Genomic DNA, 24,137 nt, shown 5'->3' on the forward strand with positions numbered 1-24,137 from the left:
TTACTCGGCTCCGGCTTCAGCCTCGCCTTCGGTCTTGGTCGTGTCGCCTTCTTCGCTCTTCAGAGCCGAGGGCGCAACGATCGTCGCAATCGTGAAGTCGCGGTCGGTGATCGCGCTTTCCGAACCGGCCGGGAGCTTCACGTGGCTGATGTGGATCGATTCGCCCACGTCGAAGCCGGTGACGTCGATCGCGACTTCTTCCGGGATCTTGTCGGCGGCGCAGACCAGCTCGAGCTCGTGACGGACGACGTTGAGAACGCCGCCGCGCTTGAGGCCCGGGGCCTTCTCTTCGTTGACGAACGAAACCGGCACGTTGACGTGGACGCTCGCGCCCTTGGCGAGGCGCAGGAAGTCAACGTGGAGCGGACGGTCGGTGACCGGGTGGAAGGCAACGTCCTTGGGCAGGGTGCGCAGCTTCTTGCCGCCGACTTCGACTTCGACGATCGAGTTGAAGAAGTGACCGGTGCCGAGCTGACGGATCAGCTCCTTAGCCTCGACGTGGATGGCGAGAGGTTCTTCATTGCCACCATAGACAACGGCAGGGACACGGCCATCGCGACGCAGGGCACGGGAGGCTCCCTTGCCAGCCCGTTCACGCGTCTCGGCCGGCAGGTTAAGCGTATCGCTCATGAGGACTTGCCTTTCGAAAACTGGATAGATCGCGGCAATCGGATCGACCATCGACCCGCGCCGTCCCGTCACGCCTCCAGGGATGACCATGACAGGAGGGCGGCCCCATATCCGTAAAGGGGCGCATTTGCAAGCCGTATCGCGGTTTTGCGGCCGCTATTCGACCCGGGTGACGGTGTAGCCGCGCGCCGCCAGCATCGCGGGGATCCCTTGCGGTCCTGCCATATGGGCAGCGCCTACGGCCACGAAAGGCATGTTCCCGGCCGTCATGGCCTCCACGATCCGGTCGGTCCAGCGCCTGTTTCGTCCGGTGAACAGCACCTCGCGCAGTTCCGGGTCCGCGAGCAGACCCTTTCGTGTCTCCTTCTCGATCGCGGACATGTCGCCCTTGCGCCAGCTTTCGGCAAGGTCGGTATCGCGGCTTGCCGCTTCCCTGACCACAGCGGCGAGCAGGTCGCGCTGTTCGCTTTCGGGCAAGGTATCGAAAAGGCCGAGCTGCTCCTTCGCGCCTTCGAGTTCGATCACCGGGCGCTGCCCGGCCGCGGCGATCACCGCGCGATCCACACCGTTGCGTGCAGCGCCGTCGTCTGAACCGCTGCGGGCCAGGGTGAGGGCCGCCGCCCAGGTGTCCATTGCCTCGAAGTCGTTGTCGCCATAGCCCGAAGACTTGAGCAGGGCGGCGAGGGCAGGGCGTTGCGGTGCGGCAATCCTGCTGGACAGGGGAGGCTGGCCATCGCTCCGGGCAAGTCGGGCGAAGGTGGCGGCAACGTCAGCCTCGTCTGCCAGGTTGGCGACTTCGACCATCACCGTATCGGCAGTATCGAGGGCGCGGCCGACTGCGGGCGTGCGCCAGGCAAGCGGTTTTTCGGCGCTATGGATGGTTCCGAAGAGCCACGCCGCCTCGCCCGAGGGGCCCCGGACCTTCCACAGCGCGGGGTCGGCCTGCTGCGGCTCGGGCGAGCATGCCAGCAGCGCCAGCGTTGCAAGCAGGGCAAACAGCAGGCGCAAGGCGGGTTACTGCAGCCGGGTCGATTGCACGCCTTGGGCGGCGAGCTGTTCCTGCACGCTGTCCTCGCCGGCAAGGTGTCCGGCGCCGACTGCCACGAAGACCGTGCCCGGCTCGTCGAGGCGGGCCTTGAGCCACTTGGCCCATGCGGCGTTGCGATTGGTCAGCAGGACCTGCCGCACGCGCTTGTCGGTTTCGCCCGCGTTGAGAATCTCGGCCAGCTCCTCGGCGCGGCCTGCCTTCCAGGCCGCGATCAGCCTGGCCAGATCGTCGCGCATGGTCGGCAGTTGCTCGAGCACTTCCCCGAGATAGTTCTCCTGCGCATCGTCGGGCAGGCTGTCGAACAGGTCGATCTGGTATTCCGGGGTCTCCAGGGCCTGCCGGGCAAGGCCATGTTCCTTGGCCAGCGCCTCGATCTGCGATTCCACCCCGTTTTCGGCCTTGTAGCCTGCCTTCTGCATCGGCAGCGACGAGAGCAGCAGGGCAGCGTACCAGGGTTCGAAGCGGTCGAAGGCGCTCACCGGCACGCCGAGGTCGGTCATCGCCTTTTCATAGGCTGAGCGCTCTTGCTCCGGCAGGGCCTCGCGCAGCGTCTTGCCGTCTGTACGCACGGCCTTGGTCAGGAAGGCCTTCTGCAGCTCGGCCGGCGAATCGATGATCGCCTCGGTCACCAGCAGCCTGGATGAATTGAAGGCCTTGGCGACCGGGCCGCTGTACCAGTCGGTCGCTTCGGGAAGAATGTGGATGGTGCCGAAGAGATAGATCGTCGTGTCATCGTCCGCGATCTTCCACAGGCCCGGCGTGGCGGGCACCGGCTTTACCGCAACGGGTGCCTGCGTGCTCGTCGCAACGGCGGCGACCGGCGCATTCGCGGCGCCTTCGCCGGTTGTGGCCGGAGCCTCCTGCGCGAGCAGCGAAGTCGCGCCCAAGAGCGTGAGAATGCAGGCGGAAATGCCGAGCCGGGCGTTGGTTCTGCTGATGATCATGGGCATGACAGTGGCCGACAATGGACAAACGGGCGATTAACGCAAGCCGCTAATCGTGCTCGCCGCTGTGGCGGGCGAGGCACATGGTCGGCAATTCGCATGTCATGGCCTGTTGATTTGGCATCCCCGATCCGCCAAAGGCCGCGCAGCCAAGAAATTGACGGAATCCGCATGCCAACCGCCGCCGAACAGCCGCTCAGCTTCCAGGACATGATCCTGACGCTTCATAATTTCTGGAGCGCGCAGGGCTGCCTGATCCTCCAGCCTTACGACATGCGCATGGGCGCGGGGACGTTTCACCCCGCTACGACCCTGCGCGCACTCGGTCCCGAGCCGTGGAAGGCCGCCTACGTGCAGCCCTCGCGCCGCCCCACCGACGGTCGCTATGGCGAGAACCCGAACCGGCTGCAGCACTACTACCAGTATCAGGTCATCCTGAAGCCGAACCCCGAGAACCTGCAGGAACTCTACCTCGCCAGCCTCGCGGCGATCGGCGTCGACCCGCTCGCGCACGACATCCGCTTCGTCGAGGACGACTGGGAAAGCCCGACGCTGGGCGCCTGGGGGTTGGGCTGGGAAGTCTGGTGCGACGGCATGGAAGTGACGCAGTTCACTTATTTCCAGCAGGTCGGCGGGTTCGACTGCAAGCCGGTCGCCGGTGAGCTGACCTACGGCCTGGAACGCCTTGCGATGTACATTCAGGGCGTCGACCGCGTGTACGACCTGCGCTTCAACAACGAGGGCGTGAGCTACGGCGACGTCTTCCTTGCCAATGAGCAGCAGCTTTCGAAGTACAACTTCGAGATCGCGGATACCGATGCGCTGTTCGCCGGCTTCAGGGCGGCCGAGGCGGAATGCATGCGCTGCATCGAGGCGCAGATCCCTCTGGCAGCCTACGATCAGGCGATCGAGGCTTCGCACCTGTTCAACCTGCTGCAGGCGCGCGGCGTGATTTCGGTGCAGGAACGCGCCAGCTACATCGGCCGCGTGCGCGATCTCGCCAAGGGATCGTGCCAGGCCTGGATCGAAAAGAACAAGGACGAGTGGGAAGCCAAGTTCCCCGGGTGGACCGTATGACCGACTTTCTTCTCGAACTGCGCTCCGAGGAAATTCCCGCCCGCATGCAGGCGGGTGCGCGGGCCGATCTCGAAAAGCTCTTCCGCAAGGAAATGCAGGCAGCCGGCGTTGCCGTGGGCGCAGTCACCGTGTGGTCGACGCCCCGCCGCCTTGCGCTGATTGCGCGCGACCTGCCGCTCGCCACCGAAGCGGTGCGCGAAGAGACCAAGGGCCCGGCCGCCAGTGCGCCCGAGCAGGCGCTCGAAGGCTTCCTGCGCAAGACGGGCCTGACCAAGGACCAGCTCGAAGTCCGCGACGTCAAGGGCAAGGACACCTATTTCGCGGTCGTCGAAAAGCCGGGCCGCGCGGTCAGCGAGGTTCTGGCCGAGGCGATCCCGGCGATCGTGCGCGCTTTCCCCTGGCCCAAGTCGCAGCGCTGGGGCTCCGCCTCGATCTCGACCGAGTCCCTGCGCTGGGTGCGCCCGCTCTCGGGCATCGTCGCGATCCTGGGTGAAGACCTCGTCGAATGCGAGGTGGGGGGAATTCGCTCGGCCTACACGACCAAGGGCCATCGGTTCCATCACCCCGACGAAATCACCATCGGCGGCGCCAATGACTATGCCGACAAGCTGCGTGCGTGCCACGTCATCGTCGATCATGAGGAGCGGCAGGACCTCGTGCGCACCAGGGCGCGCGAAGCCGCCGCGGCTGCCGGCCTGACGCTGGTCGAGGACGAGGGGCTGGTGATCGAGAACGCCGGTCTTACCGAATGGCCGGTGCCTCTGCTCGGCCGCTTCGACGAAGATTTCCTCGAGGTTCCGCCCGAGACGATCCAGCTCACCGCGCGCGTGAACCAGAAGTACTTCGTGTGCGAGAAGGACGGCCAGCTTGCCGACGCTTTCGTCTGTACGGCCAACATCGTGGCCAGCGACGGCGGCGAGGGCATTGTTGCCGGCAATCGCAAGGTGCTTGCCGCGCGTTTGTCCGATGCCCGTTTCTTCTGGGAGCAGGACCGCAAGACGCCGCTGTCCGAGCATGCGAAGAAGCTGGAACGCATCACCTTCCACGAAAAGCTGGGCACCGTCGCCGACAAGGTCGAACGCGTGGCCAAGCTGGCGGAATGGCTGGCAAGCGAGGGCATCGTTCCGCAGTGCGATCCGGCGCTGGCGCGGCAGGCTGCAGAACTGTGCAAGGCCGATCTCGTCACCGAGATGGTCGGTGAGTTCCCCGAACTGCAGGGGCTCATGGGCGGCTACTACGCTCGGGCAGAAGGTCTGCCCGATGCCGTGGCCGATGCCATTCGCGACCACTACAAGCCGGTAGGGGCAGGCGACGACGTGCCGACTGCCCCGGTGACCGTGGCGCTGGCGCTGGCCGACAAGCTAGACACCCTGCGCAGCTTTTTCGAGATCGACGAGAAGCCCACCGGGTCGAAGGACCCGTTCGCCCTGCGCCGTGCGGCACTGGGCATCATCCGTCTGGTGACCGACAACAATCTGCGCTTCGGCGTCGCCGAAGGCGATTTGCTCGATTTCTTCGCCGACCGTCTCAAGGTCCAGCAGAAGGAAGCCGGCGTCCGTCATGACCTGATCGATGCGGTCTTCGCGTTGGGCGGTGAGAACGACCTCGTGCGTCTGCTTGCCCGCGTCCACGCCTTGCAGGCTTTCGTCCAGACCGAGGACGGCACCAATCTGCTTGCCGGCTACAAGCGTGCGGCCAACATCCTCAAGAAAGAGGACTGGAGCGCGCAGGATGACGGGATCGAGCATTCCGGTGACGAAGACCCGCTGGAAAACGTGGACGATCCGGACATGCAGGCCGTCTATGCGGCCGAGTTCGCGGAGCAGGCCGCGCAGAAGAGCCTTTCCTACACGCCCGAAAAGGCGGAAAAGGCCCTGATCGACGCTCTCGACAGTGCCGAGCCGAAGGCCGCTTCGGCGGTGGCCGCAGAAGATTTCGCAAGTGCAATGGCGGCACTGGCGTCCTTGCGCCAGCCGATCGATTCATTCTTTGACGAGGTGACGGTGAACGACCCCGATCCTAGCAAGAGAACGGCACGCCTCGCATTGCTTGATCGTTTTCGTGCTGCAGTGCACAACGTTGCGGATTTCTCGAAGGTCGAAGGGTAGGCAATTCAACCCGTTTTGACCGTGTAAACTGTGTAAACCAGAACAGGAAAGTCAGGGGACAGATGAGCAGGCAGGTCTATACCTTCGGCGGTGGCGTAAAGCACGATGACCCGCGTTCGCGCGACAAGGTCATCACCGGCGGCAAGGGCGCGAACCTTGCGGAAATGGCCGGGATCGGTCTGCCGGTTCCCCCCGGCTTCACGATCACGACCGAAGAATGCGTCAAGTATCTGGCCGAAGGCGGCGATTTTTCCGACGCTCTGCGCGCGGACGTTGCCGAAGCCCTGACCCACATCGAGAAGACCGTCGGCAAGAGCTTCGGCTCGGCTGCCGATCCGCTGCTCGTTTCGGTCCGTTCCGGCGCCCGCGTCTCGATGCCGGGCATGATGGACACGGTCCTCAACCTCGGCCTCAATGACGAGACGGTCGAGGGCCTGTCCGCCACTTCGGGCGACGAACGCTTTGCCTGGGACAGCTACCGCCGCTTCATCCAGATGTATTCCGACGTCGTTCTGGGCGTCGAGCACCACCTCTTCGAGGAAGCGCTCGAAATCGCCAAGGAAGACAACGGCTACCTCAATGACGTCGAGATGACCGCCGACAACTGGCGCGCCATCGTCAGGCAGTACAAGGGCATCGTCGAGAGCGAACTGGGTCACGCCTTCCCGCAGGACGTCAACGAACAGCTCTGGGGCGCAATCCGCGCGGTGTTCGATTCTTGGGATTCGGACCGCGCCAAGGTCTATCGCCGACTCAACGACATTCCCGGCGACTGGGGCACGGCAGTCAACGTCCAGGCCATGGTTTTCGGCAACATGGGCGAGACTTCGGCCACCGGCGTTGCCTTCACCCGCGACCCGGCGACCGGCGAGAAGGCCTATTACGGCGAATGGCTGGTCAATGCGCAGGGCGAGGATGTCGTCGCCGGCATCCGCACTCCGCAGTACCTGACGAAGGCCGCCCGTGAGCGCGCCGGGGCCAAGCCGCTGTCGATGGAAGAAGCGATGCCCGCAGCCTACGGCGAACTCGCCGCGGTCTTCGAGCTGCTCGAAAAGCACTATCGCGACATGCAGGACATCGAGTTCACCGTCGAGCGCGGCAAGCTGTGGATGCTGCAGACCCGCTCGGGCAAGCGTACCGCCAAGGCTGCGCTGAAGATGGCGGTCGATATGGTCGGCGAAGGTCTCATCGACGAGCAGACCGCGATCAAGCGTGTCGATCCGATGGCGCTCGACCAGCTCCTGCACCCCACGCTCGACCCCAAGGCCCCGCGCGACCTGCTGGGCAGGGGCCTGCCCGCATCGCCGGGTGCCGCTTCGGGTTCGATCGTGCTCGATGCCGACACCGCCGAAAAGCGCGCGGAAATGGGCGAGGCGGTCATCCTCGTTCGTGTCGAGACTTCGCCGGAAGACATTCACGGCATGCACGCGGCCAAGGGCATCCTTACCGCCCGCGGCGGCATGACCAGCCACGCGGCGGTCGTCGCCCGCGGCATGGGCCGTCCCTGTGTCTCGGGCGCTTCGGGCCTGTCGATCGACATGAAGACCCGCACCCTGCGCATGGGCAACCGTGAGCTGAAGGAAGGTGACATCCTCACGCTCGACGGTGCCAGCGGCGACATCATGGCCGGCGAAGTGCCGACCATCGAGCCCGAGCTGGCCGGCGACTTCGCGACCCTGATGGAATGGGCCGACAAGCACCGCCGCATGAAGGTGCGCACCAACGCCGAGACCCCGGCGGATTGCAGGATGGCTCGCCAGTTCGGCGCCGAGGGTATCGGCCTGTGCCGTACCGAGCACATGTTCTTCGATGCCAATCGCATTTCGTCCGTGCGCCAGATGATCCTGGCCGAGGACGAAGCCGGTCGCCGCGCCGCGCTCGAGAAGCTGCTGCCCGAGCAGCGCGCCGACTTCCACGCGATCTTCGATGTGATGGCGGGCCTTCCGGTCACCATCCGCCTGCTCGACCCGCCGCTGCACGAGTTCCTGCCGCATGGCGACGAGGAGTTCGCCGAGCTGTCCGAAGCCATCGGCATCGGCGTGGCGACGCTCAAGCGCCGGGCCGACGAACTCCACGAGTTCAACCCGATGCTCGGCCACCGTGGCTGCCGTCTCGGCATCACCTTCCCCGAGATCTACGAGATGCAGGCGCGTGCCATCTTCGAGGCCGCCTGCGACGTCGCCGATGCCTCGGGCGAGGCGCCGGTGCCCGAAGTGATGATCCCGCTGGTCGCCACGAAGCGCGAGCTGCAGATCCTCAAGAAGGTCGTCGACGACACCGCCGCCAAGGTATTCGCCGAGAAGGGCCGCACGCTCGAATACATGGTCGGCACCATGATCGAGCTGCCGCGCGCGGCCCTGATGGCCGCCGAGATCGCCGAGGAGGCGAAGTTCTTCTCGTTCGGCACCAACGACCTGACGCAGACGACGCTGGGCGTCAGCCGCGACGATGCCGCGCGTTTCCTCAGTCCCTACGTCGAGAAGGGCATTTACCCGCGCGATCCGTTCGTCAGCCTTGATATCGAAGGTGTCGGCCAACTCGTCACCATGGGCGCCGAGCGCGGTCGTGCCACGCGCGCCGACCTCAAGCTCGGCATCTGCGGCGAACATGGCGGAGACCCGGCCTCGATCGCGTTCTGCGAGAAGACCGGTCTCGACTATGTCAGCGCCTCACCCTACCGCGTGCCGATCGCGCGTCTGGCAGCGGCGCAGGCCGCGCTGGGCTGACCTGTCATGTTTTCGGGCTGGAAGTCAGCGCTTCCAGCCCGACAGCGTCAGGATTTCGAACTTCTCGACCGTCCGCCCATCCTCGCCGGCGGCGGAAAAAGCCTCACGCGCTTTTGCGAGAGCCTGCTTGCCCAGCGCCGGCGCATGGTCGGCCAGGACATTGCCGCAGCCCTGCGCGCGCAGATCGCCCACGAGCCTGTCGAGGCTGCGGAACGATACATTGAGCGGGCGCTGATCGATCACCGGATCGGCAAAGAGCGTGCGTTGGAGCAGTTGTCCGCCCGATCGCACGTCCACCGCGGGGTGCATGCGCGCGGCGGGTTGGTCGCCGTCGGCGCGGAGCATCACGTCCCGCAAGATCGGCAGGCAACCGGCAGACAGGAAGCTGGCGATCATCATGCCGCCGGGTGCAAGCGCCTTGCGGATGTGGATGAGGGCGCCGGGCAGATCGTTGAGCGTGTCGAGCGTGCCCAGGCTGGCGATCAGGTCGAAACCATCGAGAGGGTAGGGCTGTTCCTCGTCGAAGCCTTTCGCCGGTTCGACCTCGGTCACCTTGACGCCGCGCGCTGCAAGGTTTCGGGCAAGCTCGCCCGTCCAGTCGCCGATGATGAGCGCGCTCGCCGGTTCGAAGCGCAGGAACTCAAGACGCTCGATCACGTCTTCGACCATGTCCTCGATCAGGTAGCGCGGCGCATCGGGGCGGTTCTGCAGCGCGAGCATACGACAGCGGGCCATGCGGCGCCGGGTCTGGGAGAATATGCGGGGGGGACCTTTGCTAGCCATCCGTGCCCCCTGCCGCGTGTTCGCCGATCACGCAACCGCTTGTCGCGCCCGGGCGATCGGCTAGCATGGCGCGATGCCGCTTTCCCAAGCCCTTGCGCCGTTGGTGGACCTGGTTTTTCCGCCGCGCTGCCCGCTGTGCGGTGAGGGAATTGCGGCGCAGACGGGCCTGTGTTCCACCTGCTGGTCGCAACTTGCCATTCCCGGCGATCCATCCTGCGCGGCCTGTTCGCGGCCTTTCGCGGAAGGGACGGGCGAAGGCACCATCTGCGCGCCATGTCTTGCCTCCCCCCCACGCCATGACGGGATCGCCGCAGCCACGCTCTACAACGATGTTTCGCGCAAGCTGGTGCTCTCGCTCAAGCACGGCAATCGCATCTCGCTTGCCCCGATGATGGCCGGATTGATGCGGGCGAAGCTGCCATTCGTGGATGAGACCTGGGTGGTCGTGCCGGTGCCGCTGCATCGCTGGCGGATATGGAAGCGTGGTTACAACCAGTCCGCAGAACTGGCGCGCGAGATCTGCAAGGTCACACGGGCACGCCATTGCGTCGACCTTCTGGAGCGCCGAAAGGCGACGCCCTCGCTTGGCGGGTTGGGGCGAAAGGCTCGCAAACGCATGCTGTCAGGTGCGATCGATCTGAACCCGCGCCGGGTGCCTCAAGCGCAGGGGGCGAAGATCGTCCTGGTCGACGATGTCATGACCAGCGGGGCAACAAGCGACGCCTGCGTGGCTGCACTCAAGCGGGCTGGAGCCGAAACGGTCGTGATTGCCTGCTTTTCACGGGTGCTGGACGAAGCGCTCGACTTGACCTGACGGCGTGCATGCCCAAACGAAAACGCCCGGAGCATTAGGCTCCGGGCGTCCTCGTGACGAAACTCGTGGACCCCGCTGTGCGGTTCAGCGACACCCCTGTTTGTCGCTTAGTCCGATCCCTCAACTTGGTTCCCTGAACCGTGGCGCTTGTCTGTCAGCGACCTTTGGGTCAGAAGCAGCCCCCCAGCTGCATGGGTAAATTCCTACGAAACGCCGATCTTGCAAAGTGAATTTCCGGCATTGCGTGGATTTTGGCCCCCATCTGTGGTTATCGTGCAACATTCAAATTGTGTAACAGGCTGAAAAGGAAATCTCCGGCATGTCAGACGTCTCGAGCGCCGAACGCGAACTGGGATCAGCATTTCTCCCCAAGTTCGATGCGCATGGACTGCTGATCGCCATCGCCGTCGATGCAGTCAGCCGCGACATACTCATGGTTGCCTACATGGACGAGGAAGCGTTAGCGAAGACCCGCGAAACGGGTCTTGCCCACTTTCACTCGCGCTCGCGCGGCAAACTCTGGCTCAAAGGTGAGACTTCCGGTCATTTCCTGCGCGTGCAGGAAATTCGGGTCGATTGCGACCAGGATGCACTGATGCTGCTCGTCAAGCCGGAAGGGCCAGCCTGCCATACCGGCGCCCGCAGCTGCTTCTATCGCCAGTTGGAAGGCGACGCACTGGGCCGAATTGCTTAATAATCAGGGTGTGTCGGGAAGGGCGGATCCGGTCCATCCTTCCCGAAGGATCATTCAGCCGAGGATTTCGTCGAAGAGGCTGACCATCGAGGCCCAGCTCTGGCGATCGGCGCTGGCATCGTAGCCCAGCGCGTCCATCCCCCGGGCATCGCTGGCCGGTTCGGTGAAGCCGTGCTTGACGCCGCTGTAGGCATGGAAGTGCCAGTTGGCGCCAGCCGCATCCATTTCTTCCCAGAAGTGCATGACCTGATCGCGCGGAACCATCGGGTCGGCATCACCATGGCAGACGAGGACGCGGGCCTTGATCGCGCCGGGCTCGGTCGGGACGCATGCATCGAGTGTGCCGTGGAAGCTGACGACGGCGGCAAGGTCCTGCCCGTCACGCGCGGATTCCAGCGCAGCCTGTCCACCCATGCAATAGCCGATGGCGAACATGGTCAAGCCCTCGGCCTCGGGCTGGGACCGTAGCGCCGAGATCGCGGCAGCGCAGCGCGCACGGTAGTAGGCATTGTCTTCGCGCAGCGCCTTGGCCATCGGGAACGAGGCTTCGAAGCTCTCGACCGGTTCGCCGTAGAAGTCCGCGACCATCGCGAGATAGCCGAGTTCAGCCAGCATTGCGGCGCGGCGGGCAGTGCCTTCGTTGTGATTGGCAATCGTCGGGAAGACGAGCACCGCAGCACGCGGCGTCCCTTGCGGGCGGGCGAGCCACCCGGTCAGGTCCACGCCGGCATGCGAATAGGAGACGGATTTCAGTTCACTCATTCGGGAAGAAACTCCGGAACCGACAGATAGCGCTCGCCGGTGTCGTAGTTGAAACCGAGGACTCGGCTGCCCGCGGGCAGTTCCTTCAGCTTCTGGGCGATGGCGGCGAGCGTTGCGCCCGAACTGATCCCCACCAGCATGCCTTCGGTCGTGGCGCAGCGGCGCGCCATTTCCTTGGCGTCGGCGGGATCGACCTGGATCGCGCCATCGATCGACTGGGTGTGCAGGTTGGACGGGATGAAGCCCGCGCCGATGCCCTGGATCGGGTGCGGACCGGGCTGGCCACCGGAAATGACCGGCGAAAGGGTCGGCTCGACCGCATAGGCCTTCATGCCCGGCCACTTGGCCTTGAGCGTCTCGGCGCAGCCGGTGAGGTGCCCGCCGGTGCCCACGCCGGTAATCAGAACGTCGATGGGGGTGTCTGCGAAGTCGCTCAGGATTTCCTGTGCCGTCGTGCGGACATGGATATCGACGTTGGCCGGATTGTCGAACTGCTGGGGCATCCATGCGCCCGGCGTGCTCTCGACCAGCTCCTTTGCGCGCTCGATTGCGCCCTTCATGCCCTTTTCCTTGGGCGTGAGGTCGAACGTGGCGCCATAGGCCAGCATGAGCCGGCGGCGTTCGATCGACATCGATTCGGGCATGACAAGGACCAGCTTGTAGCCCTTGACCGCGGCCACCATGGCAAGGCCGATACCGGTGTTGCCCGATGTCGGCTCGATGATCGTCCCGCCCGGCTTGAGACTGCCGTCAGCCTCTGCAGCCTCGATCATGGCGAGACCGATGCGGTCCTTGATCGAACCGCCGGGATTGGCGCGCTCGGCCTTCACCCAGACTTCATGGTCCGGGAACAGGCGCGAGAGCCGGATGTGCGGCGTATTGCCGATCGTGGCGAGAATGCTGTCAGCCTTCATGCTCATGCTCCCTCTGGCGATAATAGGATTCGAATGTGCGGGCATTGCGGATCTCGGGGAAGATCCATGCCCAGAGTACGGTAATGACTATGGCAGCGCCGCCGCCGAAAACAACAGCCCCACTGGCGCCGAGCAGGGCAGCGGCCACGCCGGACTGCATTTCGCCCAGTTCATTGGAAGCGGAGACGGCCACGCCCGATATTGCCGAGACGCGACCGCGCATCTCGTCTGGCGTATTGAGCTGGATCAGCGAGTTGCGGATGAAGACCGAAATCATGTCCGCTGCGCCCAGCACGGCCAGGAAGCCCAGCGACAGCCAGTAATTCCAAGAGAGGCCGAACGCCACGGTTGCCGCACCGTAGGCGCCGACCGCCAGCAGCATCTTCACGCCGACATTGGTGTTGAAAGGCCGGAACGAGAGCAACAGGGCGACGATGGCGGCGCCGAAGGCAGGGGCAGCGCGCATCGGGCCCAGGCCCTCTGGTCCGACATGCAGGATGTCGCGGGCAAAGACCGGCAGCAGGGCAGTCGCCCCGCCGAGCAGGACGGCGAAGAGGTCCAGCGTGATGCAGCCGCGCAGGAATCGCTCGTGCCAGACGAAGTGGAAGCCCTGCACGATCTGGCGCACGGGATGCGCCTTGCGGGCATGGGACGAGGGCGCCGGCAATGAGCGGATCATGATGATGCTGGCACTGGCCATCACCATCAGCACCAGCGAGATCCAGTAGGGCAGGGCACGCTCATGTGCGAAGAGGAAGCCGTACGATGCCGGGCCAACGACGGTGCCGGCTTGCCAGGCGATGGAATTGAGCGCGATGGCCTTTGGGATCAGTTCGGCCGGCACGATGTTGGGCGCGATCGCGCTCAGGGCCGGGCCGACGAAGATGCGGGCGCTGCCATGCAGGGCCGCGAAGAAGAACAGCAGCGGCAGGCTGTGGATCTCGAGCATCGTCGTTACCGCCAGGCCGCCGGCGATGATCATGTCCACGCACATCGCTGCAGCGGCAACCTTGCGCCGGTCGAACATGTCCGCGACCACGCCTGCGACGGGGGTCAGCAGGAACAGCGGCACGAACTGGACCAGTCCGAGAATGCCAAGCTGCAGCGATGCCTGCGGGATCGACATGCCGTATTCGGAACGGGCTACGTCGTAGAGCTGGTAGCCGATGATCACGACCATGCCCGTCGTGGCGACAACGGACATGAAGCGGGCGAACCAGAACTTGCGGAAGTCGGCGATGCGAAGGGGGGACGATGGTGTGCTCACGCGCGCACCTGTGGCACCGCCGTCGTCCCTTGCCAAGTCGGTCGTTTAAATGTCTCTTACAGTGAGAATTTTGCCGTCAGGCGGATGTCCCTGCCGGCAATCGGCACAAAGTCGCGCGTCTCAGACGCAGCGAGGCGGCCGGTCACGTCGAAAAGGTTGTCAGCCGACAGGATCAGCGAGACCGGACCGTCCTCACCCATCGGACGCCAGGTGGCGCTGGCATTGACGAGCGTGAAGGCGCTGGTGGGGTTTTCGTTATCGGCGACGCGGTCCTGCCTTGCGTTCCATTCGACATCTCCGCGCAGGGAAAACACGGGCGAGCCGAATTCGAGACCGCCGCGCAGGCGCAGCGGCGGGATGCGAGGGACCGGGCCGATGTTGACGAGGCGCGCATGCGTGTAATCCACACCGGCGTCGAACTTCAGGGAATTGTCCATGCCCCAACGCAGGAAGGTCAACTCGCCTTCGGCCTCGACGCCGCGGAAACGGGCAGGGGCCTGGAGATACTGGTAGACCGGGAAGTCCTCGATGATTTGGCCCGTCGGGACCGCAGTAATGAAGTTGGCGAAGTTGGTGCCGAAGGCCGTGACCGAGGCGTTGAAAGCGCCGCCGCTGTATCGCACGCCAGCCTCGATGCCATCGCTGCGCTCGACGGTGAAGCCGGGATCGCCGCGCTCGTAGGACTGGGTGGCGTCGTGCATGCCGTCGACGAAAAGCTCCTCGGCAGAAGGCGCGCGTTCGCCGTGCAAGTAGTTCACCGAGACGGTCATGTTCTCGATCGGGTGCCAGGCGATGCCTGCCACGCCGGAGTACTGTGAGAAGTTGCGCTTCTCGTTCGCTGGAACGGTGCGGATGCGCGTGTTTTCATAGCGCATGGCTCCCTCCAGGTCGAAGGCGCCCAGTTCGATGTGTTGCAGGGTAAAGACCGCGAAGCGATCGGTCTGGTTGTCCGGCAGGAGCAATTCATCGCCGCTGATGTCGAGGCGTTTGGATGAATATTGCACGCCGGTGCTGCCGCTCCAGATGCCGCGCCGCGCCTGGTCGGCCTGTGCACGCACTTCCAGGCCCTTGCTGTGGAACCGGGTGCCGATATTGCCGTCTTCGACTTCGGCGTGCTCATAGTCCCCAAATGCCCCGCGCAGTTCCACGCGTTTGAGGAACCCGTCGAGGTTGAGACCGGCACGAAGGTCGACGCGGGTCTGGCGCAGGGAGATGGATGTCGCCCCCGGATCGGTCGAGGGGCGTGGCGGAATGCTGTAGTCGGTCGCCAGTCGTTCGAACGAGACGCCGATGTCGCCGCCTTCATCGATGAAAGCGATGCCCGAGCCCAGCGTCCAGCCCTTGGCCCAGCTGTTGGGGATCCGTCCCTTGCGGTTGGCCTGCGCCGTCAGGCTTGCCGCGCCGTCGGAATCGCCATTTTCCGCCAGGTCACTGGCTTGCGTCAGGGTTTGCGCACGCAATTCCGGGGAGAGGACGTGGCCGCCCACGCGCAGGTCATTGGCATGGTTGTACGAGGCATCGAAGTGAGCGACAACGCGCGGATCGAGCCGGATGTCGGCGGCAATGCCCCCGTTCACGGCATCGGCCGCAGTGCCGTAGGAGCCCAGAGCATCGAGAGTGAAGAGCTTGTCCGGGATGCGGCGGGGAATGCGCTTGTCGGTGGCGTTGACTGCGCCGCCTGCCGGGTCGCTGGCGTAAAGCAGGACGCGCGGGCCGTGCAGGACCTCGACCCTGTCGACGTTGAGCGTGTCTAGCGAGACGGCATGATCCGCCGAAACGGAAGATGCGTCGAGCGAGCCGAGCCCGTCGAGCAGCACTTGGACGCGCGGCCCATCGAAGCCGCGCAGGATCGGGCGGGAGACGCCCGGCGCAAAGCCGCTGCTCGAGACGCCGGGAAGGCTCGCCAGCATCTGGCCGATCTGCGGCGCCAGATTGCGGGTGAGCGTCTCGCCCTGAAGCACGACAGGTGCGGAGATTGGATCGGTGTTCCCGGAGATCACGCGGCCCGTGACAATGATGTCCGGGCCGCTTTCGCTGGCGTGCGTACTGTCGTCTGCAGGAGTGACCGTTTGGGGGGCTGCGGTTTGGGCGAAGGTGGTAACGGCGGCGAAGGGAAGTGCTGCGGTTGCGAGGAAGCTGGCGCGGACCAGCGTGGCGATTCGGGGGGAGGAGAGCCTGCTCATGTCTCCCGCTTACTTGTGATGTTATACTATATCAACATTGGATTGCGGTCGATCCGGAGGAAATGACGCACTGCGGCATGCGCGGTGGCTCGGGCAAAGCTCGAAAGTGCTCTCTGAAGTCTGCCGTGTCGCGCCGCGGCACGAAATCAGCGGCGCGGACGCAGGCGCGGATTGGGCTGGATGGCGTCGACCAGCTTGAGGAATTCGTCCACGCGGATGATCCGCTCGAACTGGAACCCGGCGCGGCCTTCATGGGACCAGATCAGGTGCGCCTCGATCCGACCGATGACGGGCAGACGAATGACGACACGCTCGCCGCGTTCCAGCTCGAGTTCGCCGTCGGCCATGAACCCTTGGGCGGAAACGTTGACGATGTGCAGGTGGACGTCGCCCAATTGCCGGTGCTCACCGATGACCGAATGGTCAACCGGATGGCGTGCCGCGCGGCGCTTGTCGGTTACGCTGAGCTGTGCTCCGGCACTCATCGTCGTTTTGCCTCAATGTCGTTGTCGAGGCTGGCATGATGCATTCAATTGGCAAACAATCCGTAAACCCGGCAAGATTTTGCCGGGTTTACGGCGCGATGCCGAGATTTACACGCCTTTAAGGATGCCGTGCTTTTTCTTGCCGAGGCTCAGCTTGCGCGTCTCTCCGGCAGGCACCGTGATCAGCTGGCCCGGATCGTCCATCGTGGCGTCGTCCAGCTTGACCGCACCTTCGCCGATCTTGCGCTTGGCCTCGCCGTTCGAGGCGGTGAATCCAAGGGCGGTGCAGGCCGCGCCAAGACGGATACCTTCCGCATTCACTTCGACAGTCGGAAGGTCTTCGCCCAGGCCACCGCCCGCGAAAGTCTCGGCGGCGGTCGCTTCGGCGGCCTTGGCAGCCTCCTCACCGCGGCACAGCTTGGTTGCCTCGTTGGCGAGAATCACCTTGGCATCATTGATCGCGCCGCCCTCGAGCGCCTCCAGCCGGGCAATCTCGTCGAGCGGCAGGTCGGTGAACAGGCGCAGGAACTTGCCGACGTCGCGGTCGTCGCAATTGCGCCAGAACTGCCAGTAATCGTAGGAAGACAGCGCGTCCTCGTTGAGCCAGACCGCACCGGAGACCGACTTGCCCATCTTGGAGCCGTCGGCCTTGGTGATGAGCGGGGTCGTCAGGCCGAAGACTTCCTTGCTGTCCATGCGCCGGGCCAGTTCGACACCGTTGACGATGTTGCCCCACTGGTCCGATCCGCCCATCTGCAGGCGTACGCCCATGGTTTCGCTCAGGTGTCGGAAGTCGTAGCCCTGCAGGATCATGTAGTTGAATTCGAGGAACGTCATCGGCTGCTCGCGCTCAAGGCGAAGCTTCACCGAATCGAAGCTGAGCATGCGGTTGACGGTGAAATGCGTGCCGACCTTCTGCAGCATCTCGATGTACCCGATCTGGCCCAGCCAGTCGTGGTTGTTGACCATCACCGCATCGGTCGGGCCGTCGCCGAAAGTCAGGAAGCGTTCGAAGGCCGTCCGAATCGAGGCGATATTCGCTTCGATGGCCTCGTTCGAGAGCATCTTGCGCACTTCGTCCTTGCCGGTCGGGTCGCCGATGCGCGTCGTGCCGCCGCCCATGAGGACGATCGGCTTGTGGCCGGCCTGCTGGAGGCGGCGCAACAGCATGATCGAGACAAGGTTGCCGACATGGAGCGAGGAGGCCGTGGCGTCGAAGCCTACATAACCGGGCACGACCTGCTTGGAGGCGAGGGCGTCAAGGCCCTCGGCGTCGGTCATCTGGTGGATGTAGCCGCGCTCGTCGAGCAGGCGTAGCAGGGAAGAGTTGTAGGTCATGGCCTTGCCGTCTGGATGGTTGTCTCTTGATTGGAGCGGGGCGCCTAGCACGCAGCGGGCGTGAAACAAAGCGCACAGGCGCAGATGTCGCACCGGCAAGGCGCATGATCGCAGGAAACTCGGGATCGGTGACGAAGCCGATTGCAATTTCGCGGCAGTTCCGCCCTAGTCCGCGCGACCATGACAGACCTCATATACCATCCCGCCCATCCGCCCGCCCTCATCCGCAGCGTGGAGACGCGCTTCATCGGCTTCGATCATGAATGGGTCCGGGTCCGCTGGAAGATCCTCGGCGCGGCGAAGCTCGTGGTTCCGCCCTTCGCGGGCAAGGGCAGGGACGATGGCCTGTGGAACACGACCTGCTTCGAGCTGTTCCTGCAGTCGCCGGGCGACAGGGCCTATGTCGAACTGAACCTTTCGCCTTCGGAACGCTGGAACGCCTACGATTTCGAAGGCCGCCGCGAAGGCATGGCGGAGCGGCCGATGCCGCGCGAGCCGGAATGCACCATGCGCAAGGGCACGGACATGGCCATCTTCGACGCGGCGATCCCGGCATCCGGGCTTCCCGCGCGTCCCTGGCATTGCGGGCTGACCGCGGTTCTGGAGGAGGAAGGCGGCGTGAAATCGTTCTGGGCCCTGTCCCATGGCAATCCGGTTGCGCCCGACTTTCACGATCCGTCTTGCTTCACGTTCGAGGTTGCGGCACCGAGCGACGCATGAAATTCGGTATCGATCGCCTGCTGGCGGACCCTGAACTGCGCAAGCCGCTGGCCGGCCGGCGCGTGGCCCTCGTTGCCCACCCGGCTTCGGTGACGGACCGCCTTGTCCACTCGCTGGACGCTCTGGCGGCCTGTCCCGACATCACGCTGACGGCTGCGTTCGGCCCTCAACACGGCCTCAAGGGCGACAAGCAGGACAACATGGTCGAGACCGCGGACGAGCTCGATCCGATCTACGATATCCCGGTTTTCAGCCTTTATGGCGAAGTGCGCCGCCCCAGTGCGGCGATGATGGCGACGGCCGACGTCTTCCTGTTCGACCTGCAGGACCTGGGCTGCCGCATCTATACGTTCGTTACGACGCTGCTTTACATGCTTGAGGCCGCCGCCGCACAGGGCAAGAGCGTGTGGGTTCTGGACCGGCCCAATCCCGCCGGACGTCCGGTCGAAGGGACCACGCTTCGGGCTGGTCAGGAAAGCTTCGTCGGTGCCGGGCCCATGCCGATGCGCCATGGCCTGACGCTTGGCGAGATGGGCCATTGGTTCGTCCGCCAGTTCGGGCTCGACGTCGATTACCGCGTGATCGAGATGGAGGGTTGGGCGCCGTCGCAGGTGCCGGGGTTCGGTTGGCCGGAAAGTCGGATCTGGATCAATCCCAGCCCCAATGCGGCAAACCTCAACATGGCCCGGGCTTATGCCGGTACGGTCATGCTCGAAGGCACGACGCTGTCGGAAGGTCGCGGCACGACGCGTCCGCTCGAAGTCGTGTTCGGCGCGCCCGACATCGATGCCAAGTCCATCCTTGCCGAGATGGAGCGGGTCGCGCCCGACTGGCTCGATGGCTGCGCGCTTCGTGAATGCTGGTTCGAGCCCACCTTCCACAAGCACCGGGGCAAGCTGTGCAGCGCCCTGATGATCCACGCCGAAGGTGGGTTCTACGATCATGGTGCGTTCCGCCCCTGGCGTTTGCAGGCACTGGCCTTCAAGGCGATCCGCAACCTCTACCCGGACTATCCGCTCTGGCGGGACTTCCCTTACGAGTACGAATTCGACCGCCTTGCGATCGACGTGATCAACGGCGGCCCGGCCTTGCGCGAATGGGTGGATGACGCAGGCGCACAGGCCGGTGATCTCGATACGCTCGCAGCCCGCGATGAAGCGGCCTGGCTGGAGGCCACGAGAGAGCTGCGGCTTTACGGGGGATAACCGGGTTGCCTTAACCCCTCAGGAGCGTACGTTCCCGCCTCACGAGCAGCGCAAAGCTGCCGTGATCAACGGAGGGGACAATATGCGAGTTGTTTCATTCGCCCTGGTTCTGGCCGCGTTTTCTCTGCCCGGCTGCAGCCAGCAACCCACAGCACAAGCGGCCCAGCCCTTGACGCAAGCCGATGCACAGGCCGTGCTCGACACCTTCACCGAGGCGCTCGGCTCAATGGACCTGCAGAAGGTCGACGACATGTACGCCAGTGACGTCGTCGCGTTCGACCCGGGCAAGGCCGAACGCATTGGCGGAAAAGTGGCACTCCATGTCATGAATGCGCAGTACGTGGACATGAAGTTCAACCAAGTCGAGATGCCCGATCCCAAGTTCCAGATCCTTGGTCCGGACTTGTTCATCGCTTCCGGGACGATCCACTTCACCGGCACCGACGGCAAGGTGAAGGAAGGCGAGGTGCGCTACACCGAGGTCTTCCAGAAGCAGCCCGACGGGAACTGGCAGTCGATCCACGAGCATCTGGATTACCCGCCGAAGACCTGATTTCCTGCTGCTGTAGCTGGGCGTTCCTCTTCCCCGGCGATGCCGACGGGGCGGTCGCCCGGATCAGCTCTTCTTGCGGGACAGTTCGCGCATCGCGGCATCCAGTCCTTCGAGCGTCATCGGGAACATTGCGTCTCCGAGAATCTCGCGGATCATGCGGGTGCTGCCCGAATAGCCCCACTGCCGTTCCGGCGAGGGATTGAGCCAGACCGTCGCGGGATAGGTCTGCACCACCCGCTGCAGCCAGACGCTGCCCGGTTCTTCGTTCATGTGCTCGACCGAGCCGCCGGGGTGGCTGATCTCGTAAGGGCTCATCGCCGCGTCGCCGACGAAGATGACCTTGTAGTCGTGTCCGTACTTGTGAAGGATGTCCCAGGTCGGCGTACGCTGCGACCAGCGACGGCGGTTGTCCTTCCATACGCCTTCGTAAAGGCAATTGTGAAAGTAGAAGAACTCCATGTTCTTGAATTCGCTGGTCGCCGCGCTGAACAGCTCTTCCATCAGCTTGATGAACGGGTCCATCGAACCGCCGACGTCGAGGAACAACAGGACCTTGACCGCATTGTGCCGCTCGGGCCGCATGTGCAGGTCGAGCCAGCCCTGCTTGGCGGTGCCGCGGATCGTTTCTTCGAGATCGAGTTCCTCGGCGGCACCTTCACGGGCAAAGCGGCGCAGGCGGCGCAGCGCTACCTTGATGTTGCGCGTGCCAAGCTCCCTGGTGTTGTCGAGATTGGCGAACTCGCGCTTTTCCCAGACCTTGATCGCGCGCTTGTTGCGGCTTTCCCCGCCGATGCGGATTCCTTCCGGGTTGTAGCCGGAATGGCCGAATGGCGAGGTTCCGCCCGTGCCGATCCACTTGCTGCCGCCCTGGTGACGTTCTTTCTGCTCCTCGAGCCGCTTCTTGAGCGTCTCCATGATCTCGTCCCACGAGCCGAGCGACTTGATCTTTTCCATCTCCTCGGCAGAGAAGTACCTTTCGGCGATGCGCTTGAGCCACTCTTCAGGCACCTCGACGGGTTGCTGGCCGTAGTCGGTGAACACCCCCTTGAAGACCTTCTGGAACACCTGGTCGAAGCGATCGAGCAGGCCTTCGTCCTTCACGAAAGTCGCGCGGCTGAGGTAGTAGAACGCTTCGGGCGTCTGCTCGATCGCATCGCGGTCGAGCGCCTCCAGCAGGACGAGATGCTCCTTGAGCGATGCCGGGATCCCAGCTGCCCGCAGCTCGTCGATGAAGTTCAGCAGCATGGCAATCAGCTCTTCGGCGGAACCGGTGGCTGGCGCGGGAACTGTTCGAGCCTGGGATCGATCACCGCCCATGCGGGCGCATCGTCAAGCCAGATCGCCGAGGTCGGGGCGAGCCCGTCGCTTTCCTCGAGGAAGCCGACGCGAATCACGCTGGCCTTGGGACGCGAAGAGTTGCGCCCCGTGATCGCCGTGCCGCACTTGCCGCAAAAGCCCTGTTCGATGCTGTTCCCGCTGGCGGAAGTGTACCCGAACCACGAGAGTTCTCCGTCGATGGCAATGTCGTCGGTCATGAACAGGGCATTGGTTGTCGCGCTGCCCGCGGCCGACTTCTGGCACTGGCGACACCAGCATTGGCGAACCCAGAGCGGTTCACTGCTGATCGTCGCGGTGATGGCGCCGCAGTTGCAACGACCGGTATAGGGCGCTCCCATCTCAGGCTCCCCTGCGTGACATGAACGCAAGGCGTTCGAACAGCATTACGTCCTGCTCGTTCTTGAGCAGCGCGCCATGGAGCGGCGGGATCGCCTTGCTCGGGTCCTGATTTTGCAGGACGTCGAGGGGCATGTCCTCGTTGAGCAGGAGCTTGAGCCAGTCGAGCAGTTCGCTTGTGGAGGGCTTCTTCTTCAGGCCGGGCACGTCGCGCAGTTCGTAGAAGATTTCCATCGCCTTGGTGACGAGAGTCTTCTGGATGTCGGGGAAATGGACATCGACGATCGCTTGCATCGTCTCGCGGTCCGGAAACTTGATGTAGTGGAAGAAACACCGGCGCAGGAACGCGTCGGGCAGGTCCTTTTCATTGTTCGAAGTGATCACGACGATCGGGCGGTCCTGCGCCGCGATGTGCTCGCCGGTCTCATAGACGTCGAAGGCCATGCGATCGAGTTCGGCGAGAAGGTCGTTCGGGAACTCGATGTCGGCCTTGTCGATCTCGTCGATCAGCAGGACCGGCAGCTTGTCGGACGTGAACGCTTCCCAAAGCTTGCCCTTGCGGATGTAGTTGCGGATGTCGTGGACGCGTTCGTCGCCCAACTGGCCGTCGCGCAGGCGGGCGACCGCATCGTACTCGTAGAGGCCCTGATGCGCCTTGGTCGTCGACTTGACGTTCCAGGTGATCAGCGGAGCATCGAGCGCAGCTGCGATCTGCTCGGCCAGCACGGTCTTGCCGGTACCAGGCTCACCCTTGACGAGGAGCGGACGGCGCAGGAGCACGGCTGCGTTCACCGCGACCTTCAGGTCATCGGTGGCGACATAACTGCTGGTGCCTTCAAAACGCTGCATCGAAACTTCCCGAAATTTTAAATGGTCGATTAAAGCCTATTTGGTGCGTCGCAGCATGGCAAGCATCATTCCTGTCCGGCAATCGGTGCAATCCGCGCGCGGGGCATGGACATCGCTGCCGGCCCATTGCACAAGTTTGCCCATGGGGGCTGATTTTCTGCGCAAAATGGAATGGTTGGGCCGCGACAGGGTCGTAGCCTACCTGCGGATCATCGCATTTCTGAATGTTGCGTTTCTGGTGCTCCTCGTCGCCACATCGAATGGCGGTGTCGATGCAAACGGGTTCCTGCTGGGCAGCGACTTCGTCAGCTTCTGGACCGTGGGACACATGCTGCAGGTTCATGGCAACGTGTACGACGGTGCGGCCCACATTGCCGCGCAGCGCGAATTCTTCGCTTCGTCAGGCGGTTATACGGCCTTCTTCTATCCACCCACGTTTTTGCCATTCTGCTGGCCCCTGGGCTATCTTTCCTATTTTCCCGCTCTGACCTGCTGGCTGCTGACATCGGGCGCACTCTACATCTTCGCGGTGCGTCGTTGGCAGAGCGCCTTGCGGTTCGATTTTCCGCTCCGGCTTCCGGTCCTTGCTTTCCCTGCCGTTCCCATCGTCATCACGCATGGGCAAACATCCTTCGTCCTGGCCGCGCTGCTGGGACTGGCCGCCCTGCTGGTGCCGGGCAGGCCGATACTGGCCGGTGTCCTTTTCGGCTTGGCCACCATCAAGCCGCAGTTCGGTGTCCTCATACCTCTGGTCCTGCTGCTGACCCGTGAGTGGAAAGTGATCGCGTCGGCCGCCGTCACGGCGATCGCCCTGGCCCTGCTGGCCGCACTGGCATTCGGAGCCGAGGCGTTTGCGGGCTGGTACGCCGCGAGCGAGAGGGCGCAGGCGGCCATGGTCGATGGCACTGTGGGCTTCGGCAAGATGATGAGCGTCTTTGCAGGGGCGCGGCTGATCGGGTTCCCGACCGGCTTGGCCTATGCGGCGCAAGCGGCGGTGAGCCTTGTCATTATCACGTTCCTGATCCGGGCCGCATGGGCAAGAACCTATTCGCCCGCGCTGGGTGCGCTCATGCTCGCAGCCGCACCGTTGGTGACCCCCTTCGTCCTCGATTACGACATGGTCCTGCTCGCCTTTCCCTTGCTCTGGCTGACGAGCCGGGGGCTTGCTCATGGCTTTCGCGATTGGGAGAAGCTGGCCATTGCACTTGCCTTCATCGCGCCGGTCTTCGCGCGGCCCATCGGCCTTCAAATCGGCGTGCCGATCATGCCGCCGATTCTGATTTTCCTGTTCTGGGTGCTGTTTCGCCGGTTTCACATGGTAGTTCGGCGGGACGGGCCGGCTGCCGTGCAACCCTAGCCCTCC

Annotated in this window: 22 protein-coding genes; 9 read left to right on the plus strand and 13 right to left on the minus strand. The window is 64.2% G+C overall.

The genetic code is table 11. From position 1 onward, the window contains the following. The 3 genes from B5483_RS03575 to B5483_RS03585 all read right to left on the minus strand — a co-directional run bounded on the left by B5483_RS03575 (window position 1) and on the right by B5483_RS03585 (window position 2,622). Window positions 1-630: a 50S ribosomal protein L25/general stress protein Ctc gene (locus tag B5483_RS03575; protein WP_054948358.1), complete on the minus strand. Its 630-nt coding sequence runs from the start codon at window positions 628-630 to the stop codon at window positions 1-3. 156 nt (window positions 631-786) lie between these two features. Beyond that, window positions 787-1,638 (minus strand): TraB/GumN family protein, encoded by an 852-nt coding sequence (locus tag B5483_RS03580; RefSeq protein ID WP_079729474.1) that lies wholly within the window; start codon window positions 1,636-1,638, stop codon window positions 787-789. 6 nt (window positions 1,639-1,644) lie between these two features. Then, window positions 1,645-2,622: a TraB/GumN family protein gene (locus tag B5483_RS03585; protein ID WP_079729863.1), complete on the minus strand. Its 978-nt coding sequence runs from the start codon at window positions 2,620-2,622 to the stop codon at window positions 1,645-1,647. A gap of 171 nt (window positions 2,623-2,793) precedes the next feature. Between B5483_RS03585 and B5483_RS03590 the strand changes: the two genes are divergently transcribed. The 3 genes from B5483_RS03590 (at window position 2,794) to ppdK (ending at window position 8,533) form a co-directional block, all read left to right on the plus strand. After that, window positions 2,794-3,699: a glycine--tRNA ligase subunit alpha gene (locus tag B5483_RS03590; RefSeq protein WP_079729475.1), complete on the plus strand. Its 906-nt coding sequence runs from the start codon at window positions 2,794-2,796 to the stop codon at window positions 3,697-3,699. After that, window positions 3,696-5,807 (plus strand): glycine--tRNA ligase subunit beta, encoded by a 2,112-nt coding sequence (glyS, locus tag B5483_RS03595; protein ID WP_079729476.1) that lies wholly within the window; start codon window positions 3,696-3,698, stop codon window positions 5,805-5,807. Before B5483_RS03590 ends, glyS begins: the two co-directional genes overlap by 4 nt. A gap of 62 nt (window positions 5,808-5,869) precedes the next feature. Further along, window positions 5,870-8,533, plus strand: coding sequence for a pyruvate, phosphate dikinase (gene ppdK, locus B5483_RS03600; RefSeq protein WP_054948346.1), 2,664 nt, complete (start codon window positions 5,870-5,872; stop codon window positions 8,531-8,533). A gap of 24 nt (window positions 8,534-8,557) precedes the next feature. On the opposite strand, the gene B5483_RS03605 is transcribed toward ppdK, so the two are convergent. After that, complete coding sequence (locus B5483_RS03605) at window positions 8,558-9,316, minus strand: class I SAM-dependent methyltransferase (protein WP_054948345.1); 759 nt, start codon at window positions 9,314-9,316, stop codon at window positions 8,558-8,560. 73 nt (window positions 9,317-9,389) lie between these two features. Between B5483_RS03605 and B5483_RS03610 the strand changes: the two genes are divergently transcribed. Next, window positions 9,390-10,130: a ComF family protein gene (locus B5483_RS03610; RefSeq protein WP_079729477.1), complete on the plus strand. Its 741-nt coding sequence runs from the start codon at window positions 9,390-9,392 to the stop codon at window positions 10,128-10,130. A gap of 319 nt (window positions 10,131-10,449) precedes the next feature. Next, entirely contained in the window at window positions 10,450-10,824 is a 375-nt protein-coding gene (gene hisI / locus B5483_RS03615; protein WP_054944865.1) for a phosphoribosyl-AMP cyclohydrolase, read from the plus strand. Between the two features lie 54 nt (window positions 10,825-10,878). On the opposite strand, the gene B5483_RS03620 is transcribed toward hisI, so the two are convergent. The 6 genes from B5483_RS03620 to tyrS form a co-directional block, all read right to left on the minus strand. Continuing rightward, window positions 10,879-11,586 carry a dienelactone hydrolase family protein gene (locus B5483_RS03620; RefSeq protein WP_079729478.1) on the minus strand — a complete coding sequence of 236 codons (708 nt, stop codon included), beginning with the start codon at window positions 11,584-11,586 and terminating at the stop codon, window positions 10,879-10,881. Further along, window positions 11,583-12,500 carry a cysteine synthase A gene (gene cysK / locus B5483_RS03625; protein ID WP_054944863.1) on the minus strand — a complete coding sequence of 306 codons (918 nt, stop codon included), beginning with the start codon at window positions 12,498-12,500 and terminating at the stop codon, window positions 11,583-11,585. Before cysK ends, B5483_RS03620 begins: the two co-directional genes overlap by 4 nt. Continuing rightward, window positions 12,490-13,767, minus strand: a complete 1,278-nt coding sequence (locus tag B5483_RS03630; protein ID WP_079729864.1) for an MFS transporter — start codon at window positions 13,765-13,767, stop codon at window positions 12,490-12,492. Before B5483_RS03630 ends, cysK begins: the two co-directional genes overlap by 11 nt. A gap of 56 nt (window positions 13,768-13,823) precedes the next feature. Further along, window positions 13,824-15,950 (minus strand): TonB-dependent receptor, encoded by a 2,127-nt coding sequence (locus B5483_RS03635; RefSeq protein WP_079729479.1) that lies wholly within the window; start codon window positions 15,948-15,950, stop codon window positions 13,824-13,826. A gap of 146 nt (window positions 15,951-16,096) precedes the next feature. Further along, complete coding sequence (locus B5483_RS03640) at window positions 16,097-16,435, minus strand: immunoglobulin domain-containing protein (RefSeq protein ID WP_054944860.1); 339 nt, start codon at window positions 16,433-16,435, stop codon at window positions 16,097-16,099. Between the two features lie 108 nt (window positions 16,436-16,543). Further along, the gene (gene tyrS, locus B5483_RS03645) at window positions 16,544-17,773 is read right to left on the minus strand and encodes a tyrosine--tRNA ligase (RefSeq protein WP_079729480.1); all 1,230 of its coding nucleotides are present in this window, start codon (window positions 17,771-17,773) and stop codon (window positions 16,544-16,546) included. Window positions 17,774-17,953: 180 nt separating this feature from the next. On the opposite strand from tyrS, the gene B5483_RS03650 reads away from it, so the two are divergent. The 3 genes from B5483_RS03650 (at window position 17,954) to B5483_RS03660 (ending at window position 20,251) form a co-directional block, all read left to right on the plus strand. Further along, complete coding sequence (locus B5483_RS03650; RefSeq protein ID WP_054944858.1) at window positions 17,954-18,493, plus strand: DOMON-like domain-containing protein; 540 nt, start codon at window positions 17,954-17,956, stop codon at window positions 18,491-18,493. Then, entirely contained in the window at window positions 18,490-19,698 is a 1,209-nt protein-coding gene (locus B5483_RS03655; RefSeq protein ID WP_079729481.1) for an exo-beta-N-acetylmuramidase NamZ family protein, read from the plus strand. The genes B5483_RS03650 and B5483_RS03655 overlap by 4 nt, the downstream gene beginning before the upstream one ends. 82 nt (window positions 19,699-19,780) lie before the next feature. After that, window positions 19,781-20,251: a YybH family protein gene (locus B5483_RS03660; protein WP_054944856.1), complete on the plus strand. Its 471-nt coding sequence runs from the start codon at window positions 19,781-19,783 to the stop codon at window positions 20,249-20,251. 63 nt (window positions 20,252-20,314) lie between these two features. On the opposite strand, the gene B5483_RS03665 is transcribed toward B5483_RS03660, so the two are convergent. From B5483_RS03665 to B5483_RS03675, 3 genes are read right to left on the minus strand one after another with little or no spacing between them, the layout of a single operon-like run. Continuing rightward, complete coding sequence (locus B5483_RS03665; protein WP_054944855.1) at window positions 20,315-21,496, minus strand: vWA domain-containing protein; 1,182 nt, start codon at window positions 21,494-21,496, stop codon at window positions 20,315-20,317. A 5-nt stretch (window positions 21,497-21,501) separates the two neighbouring features. Next, window positions 21,502-21,927, minus strand: coding sequence for a GFA family protein (locus tag B5483_RS03670; RefSeq protein WP_054944854.1), 426 nt, complete (start codon window positions 21,925-21,927; stop codon window positions 21,502-21,504). Window position 21,928: 1 nt separating this feature from the next. Then, complete coding sequence (locus B5483_RS03675) at window positions 21,929-22,774, minus strand: AAA family ATPase (RefSeq protein WP_054944853.1); 846 nt, start codon at window positions 22,772-22,774, stop codon at window positions 21,929-21,931. 142 nt (window positions 22,775-22,916) lie between these two features. Here B5483_RS03675 and B5483_RS03680 point away from each other — a divergent pair, with 142 nt between their 5' ends. After that, window positions 22,917-24,131, plus strand: coding sequence for a glycosyltransferase family 87 protein (locus B5483_RS03680; protein ID WP_079729482.1), 1,215 nt, complete (start codon window positions 22,917-22,919; stop codon window positions 24,129-24,131). Window positions 24,132-24,137: the final 6 nt, after the last annotated feature.

It is taken from the genome of Novosphingobium mathurense, from assembly GCF_900168325.1.
Taxonomy (GTDB): domain Bacteria; phylum Pseudomonadota; class Alphaproteobacteria; order Sphingomonadales; family Sphingomonadaceae; genus Novosphingobium; species Novosphingobium mathurense.

Bases quoted from the DNA above. Each gene is read 5' to 3' on its own strand.
- B5483_RS03575 (WP_054948358.1), bottom strand. From the start codon at position 630: ATGAGCGATACGCTTAACCTGCCGGCCGAGACGCGTGAACGGGCTGGC.
- B5483_RS03585 (WP_079729863.1), bottom strand. From the start codon at position 2,622: ATGATCATCAGCAGAACCAACGCCCGGCTCGGCATTTCCGCCTGCATT.
- B5483_RS03590 (WP_079729475.1), top strand. From the start codon at position 2,794: ATGCCAACCGCCGCCGAACAGCCGCTCAGCTTCCAGGACATGATCCTG.
- glyS (WP_079729476.1), top strand. From the start codon at position 3,696: ATGACCGACTTTCTTCTCGAACTGCGCTCCGAGGAAATTCCCGCCCGC.
- ppdK (WP_054948346.1), top strand. From the start codon at position 5,870: ATGAGCAGGCAGGTCTATACCTTCGGCGGTGGCGTAAAGCACGATGAC.
- B5483_RS03605 (WP_054948345.1), bottom strand. From the start codon at position 9,316: ATGGCTAGCAAAGGTCCCCCCCGCATATTCTCCCAGACCCGGCGCCGC.
- B5483_RS03610 (WP_079729477.1), top strand. From the start codon at position 9,390: ATGCCGCTTTCCCAAGCCCTTGCGCCGTTGGTGGACCTGGTTTTTCCG.
- hisI (WP_054944865.1), top strand. From the start codon at position 10,450: ATGTCAGACGTCTCGAGCGCCGAACGCGAACTGGGATCAGCATTTCTC.
- B5483_RS03620 (WP_079729478.1), bottom strand. From the start codon at position 11,586: ATGAGTGAACTGAAATCCGTCTCCTATTCGCATGCCGGCGTGGACCTG.
- cysK (WP_054944863.1), bottom strand. From the start codon at position 12,500: ATGAAGGCTGACAGCATTCTCGCCACGATCGGCAATACGCCGCACATC.
- B5483_RS03635 (WP_079729479.1), bottom strand. From the start codon at position 15,950: ATGAGCAGGCTCTCCTCCCCCCGAATCGCCACGCTGGTCCGCGCCAGC.
- B5483_RS03640 (WP_054944860.1), bottom strand. From the start codon at position 16,435: ATGAGTGCCGGAGCACAGCTCAGCGTAACCGACAAGCGCCGCGCGGCA.
- tyrS (WP_079729480.1), bottom strand. From the start codon at position 17,773: ATGACCTACAACTCTTCCCTGCTACGCCTGCTCGACGAGCGCGGCTAC.
- B5483_RS03650 (WP_054944858.1), top strand. From the start codon at position 17,954: ATGACAGACCTCATATACCATCCCGCCCATCCGCCCGCCCTCATCCGC.
- B5483_RS03655 (WP_079729481.1), top strand. From the start codon at position 18,490: ATGAAATTCGGTATCGATCGCCTGCTGGCGGACCCTGAACTGCGCAAG.
- B5483_RS03660 (WP_054944856.1), top strand. From the start codon at position 19,781: ATGCGAGTTGTTTCATTCGCCCTGGTTCTGGCCGCGTTTTCTCTGCCC.
- B5483_RS03665 (WP_054944855.1), bottom strand. From the start codon at position 21,496: ATGCTGCTGAACTTCATCGACGAGCTGCGGGCAGCTGGGATCCCGGCA.
- B5483_RS03670 (WP_054944854.1), bottom strand. From the start codon at position 21,927: ATGGGAGCGCCCTATACCGGTCGTTGCAACTGCGGCGCCATCACCGCG.
- B5483_RS03675 (WP_054944853.1), bottom strand. From the start codon at position 22,774: ATGCAGCGTTTTGAAGGCACCAGCAGTTATGTCGCCACCGATGACCTG.
- B5483_RS03680 (WP_079729482.1), top strand. From the start codon at position 22,917: ATGGGGGCTGATTTTCTGCGCAAAATGGAATGGTTGGGCCGCGACAGG.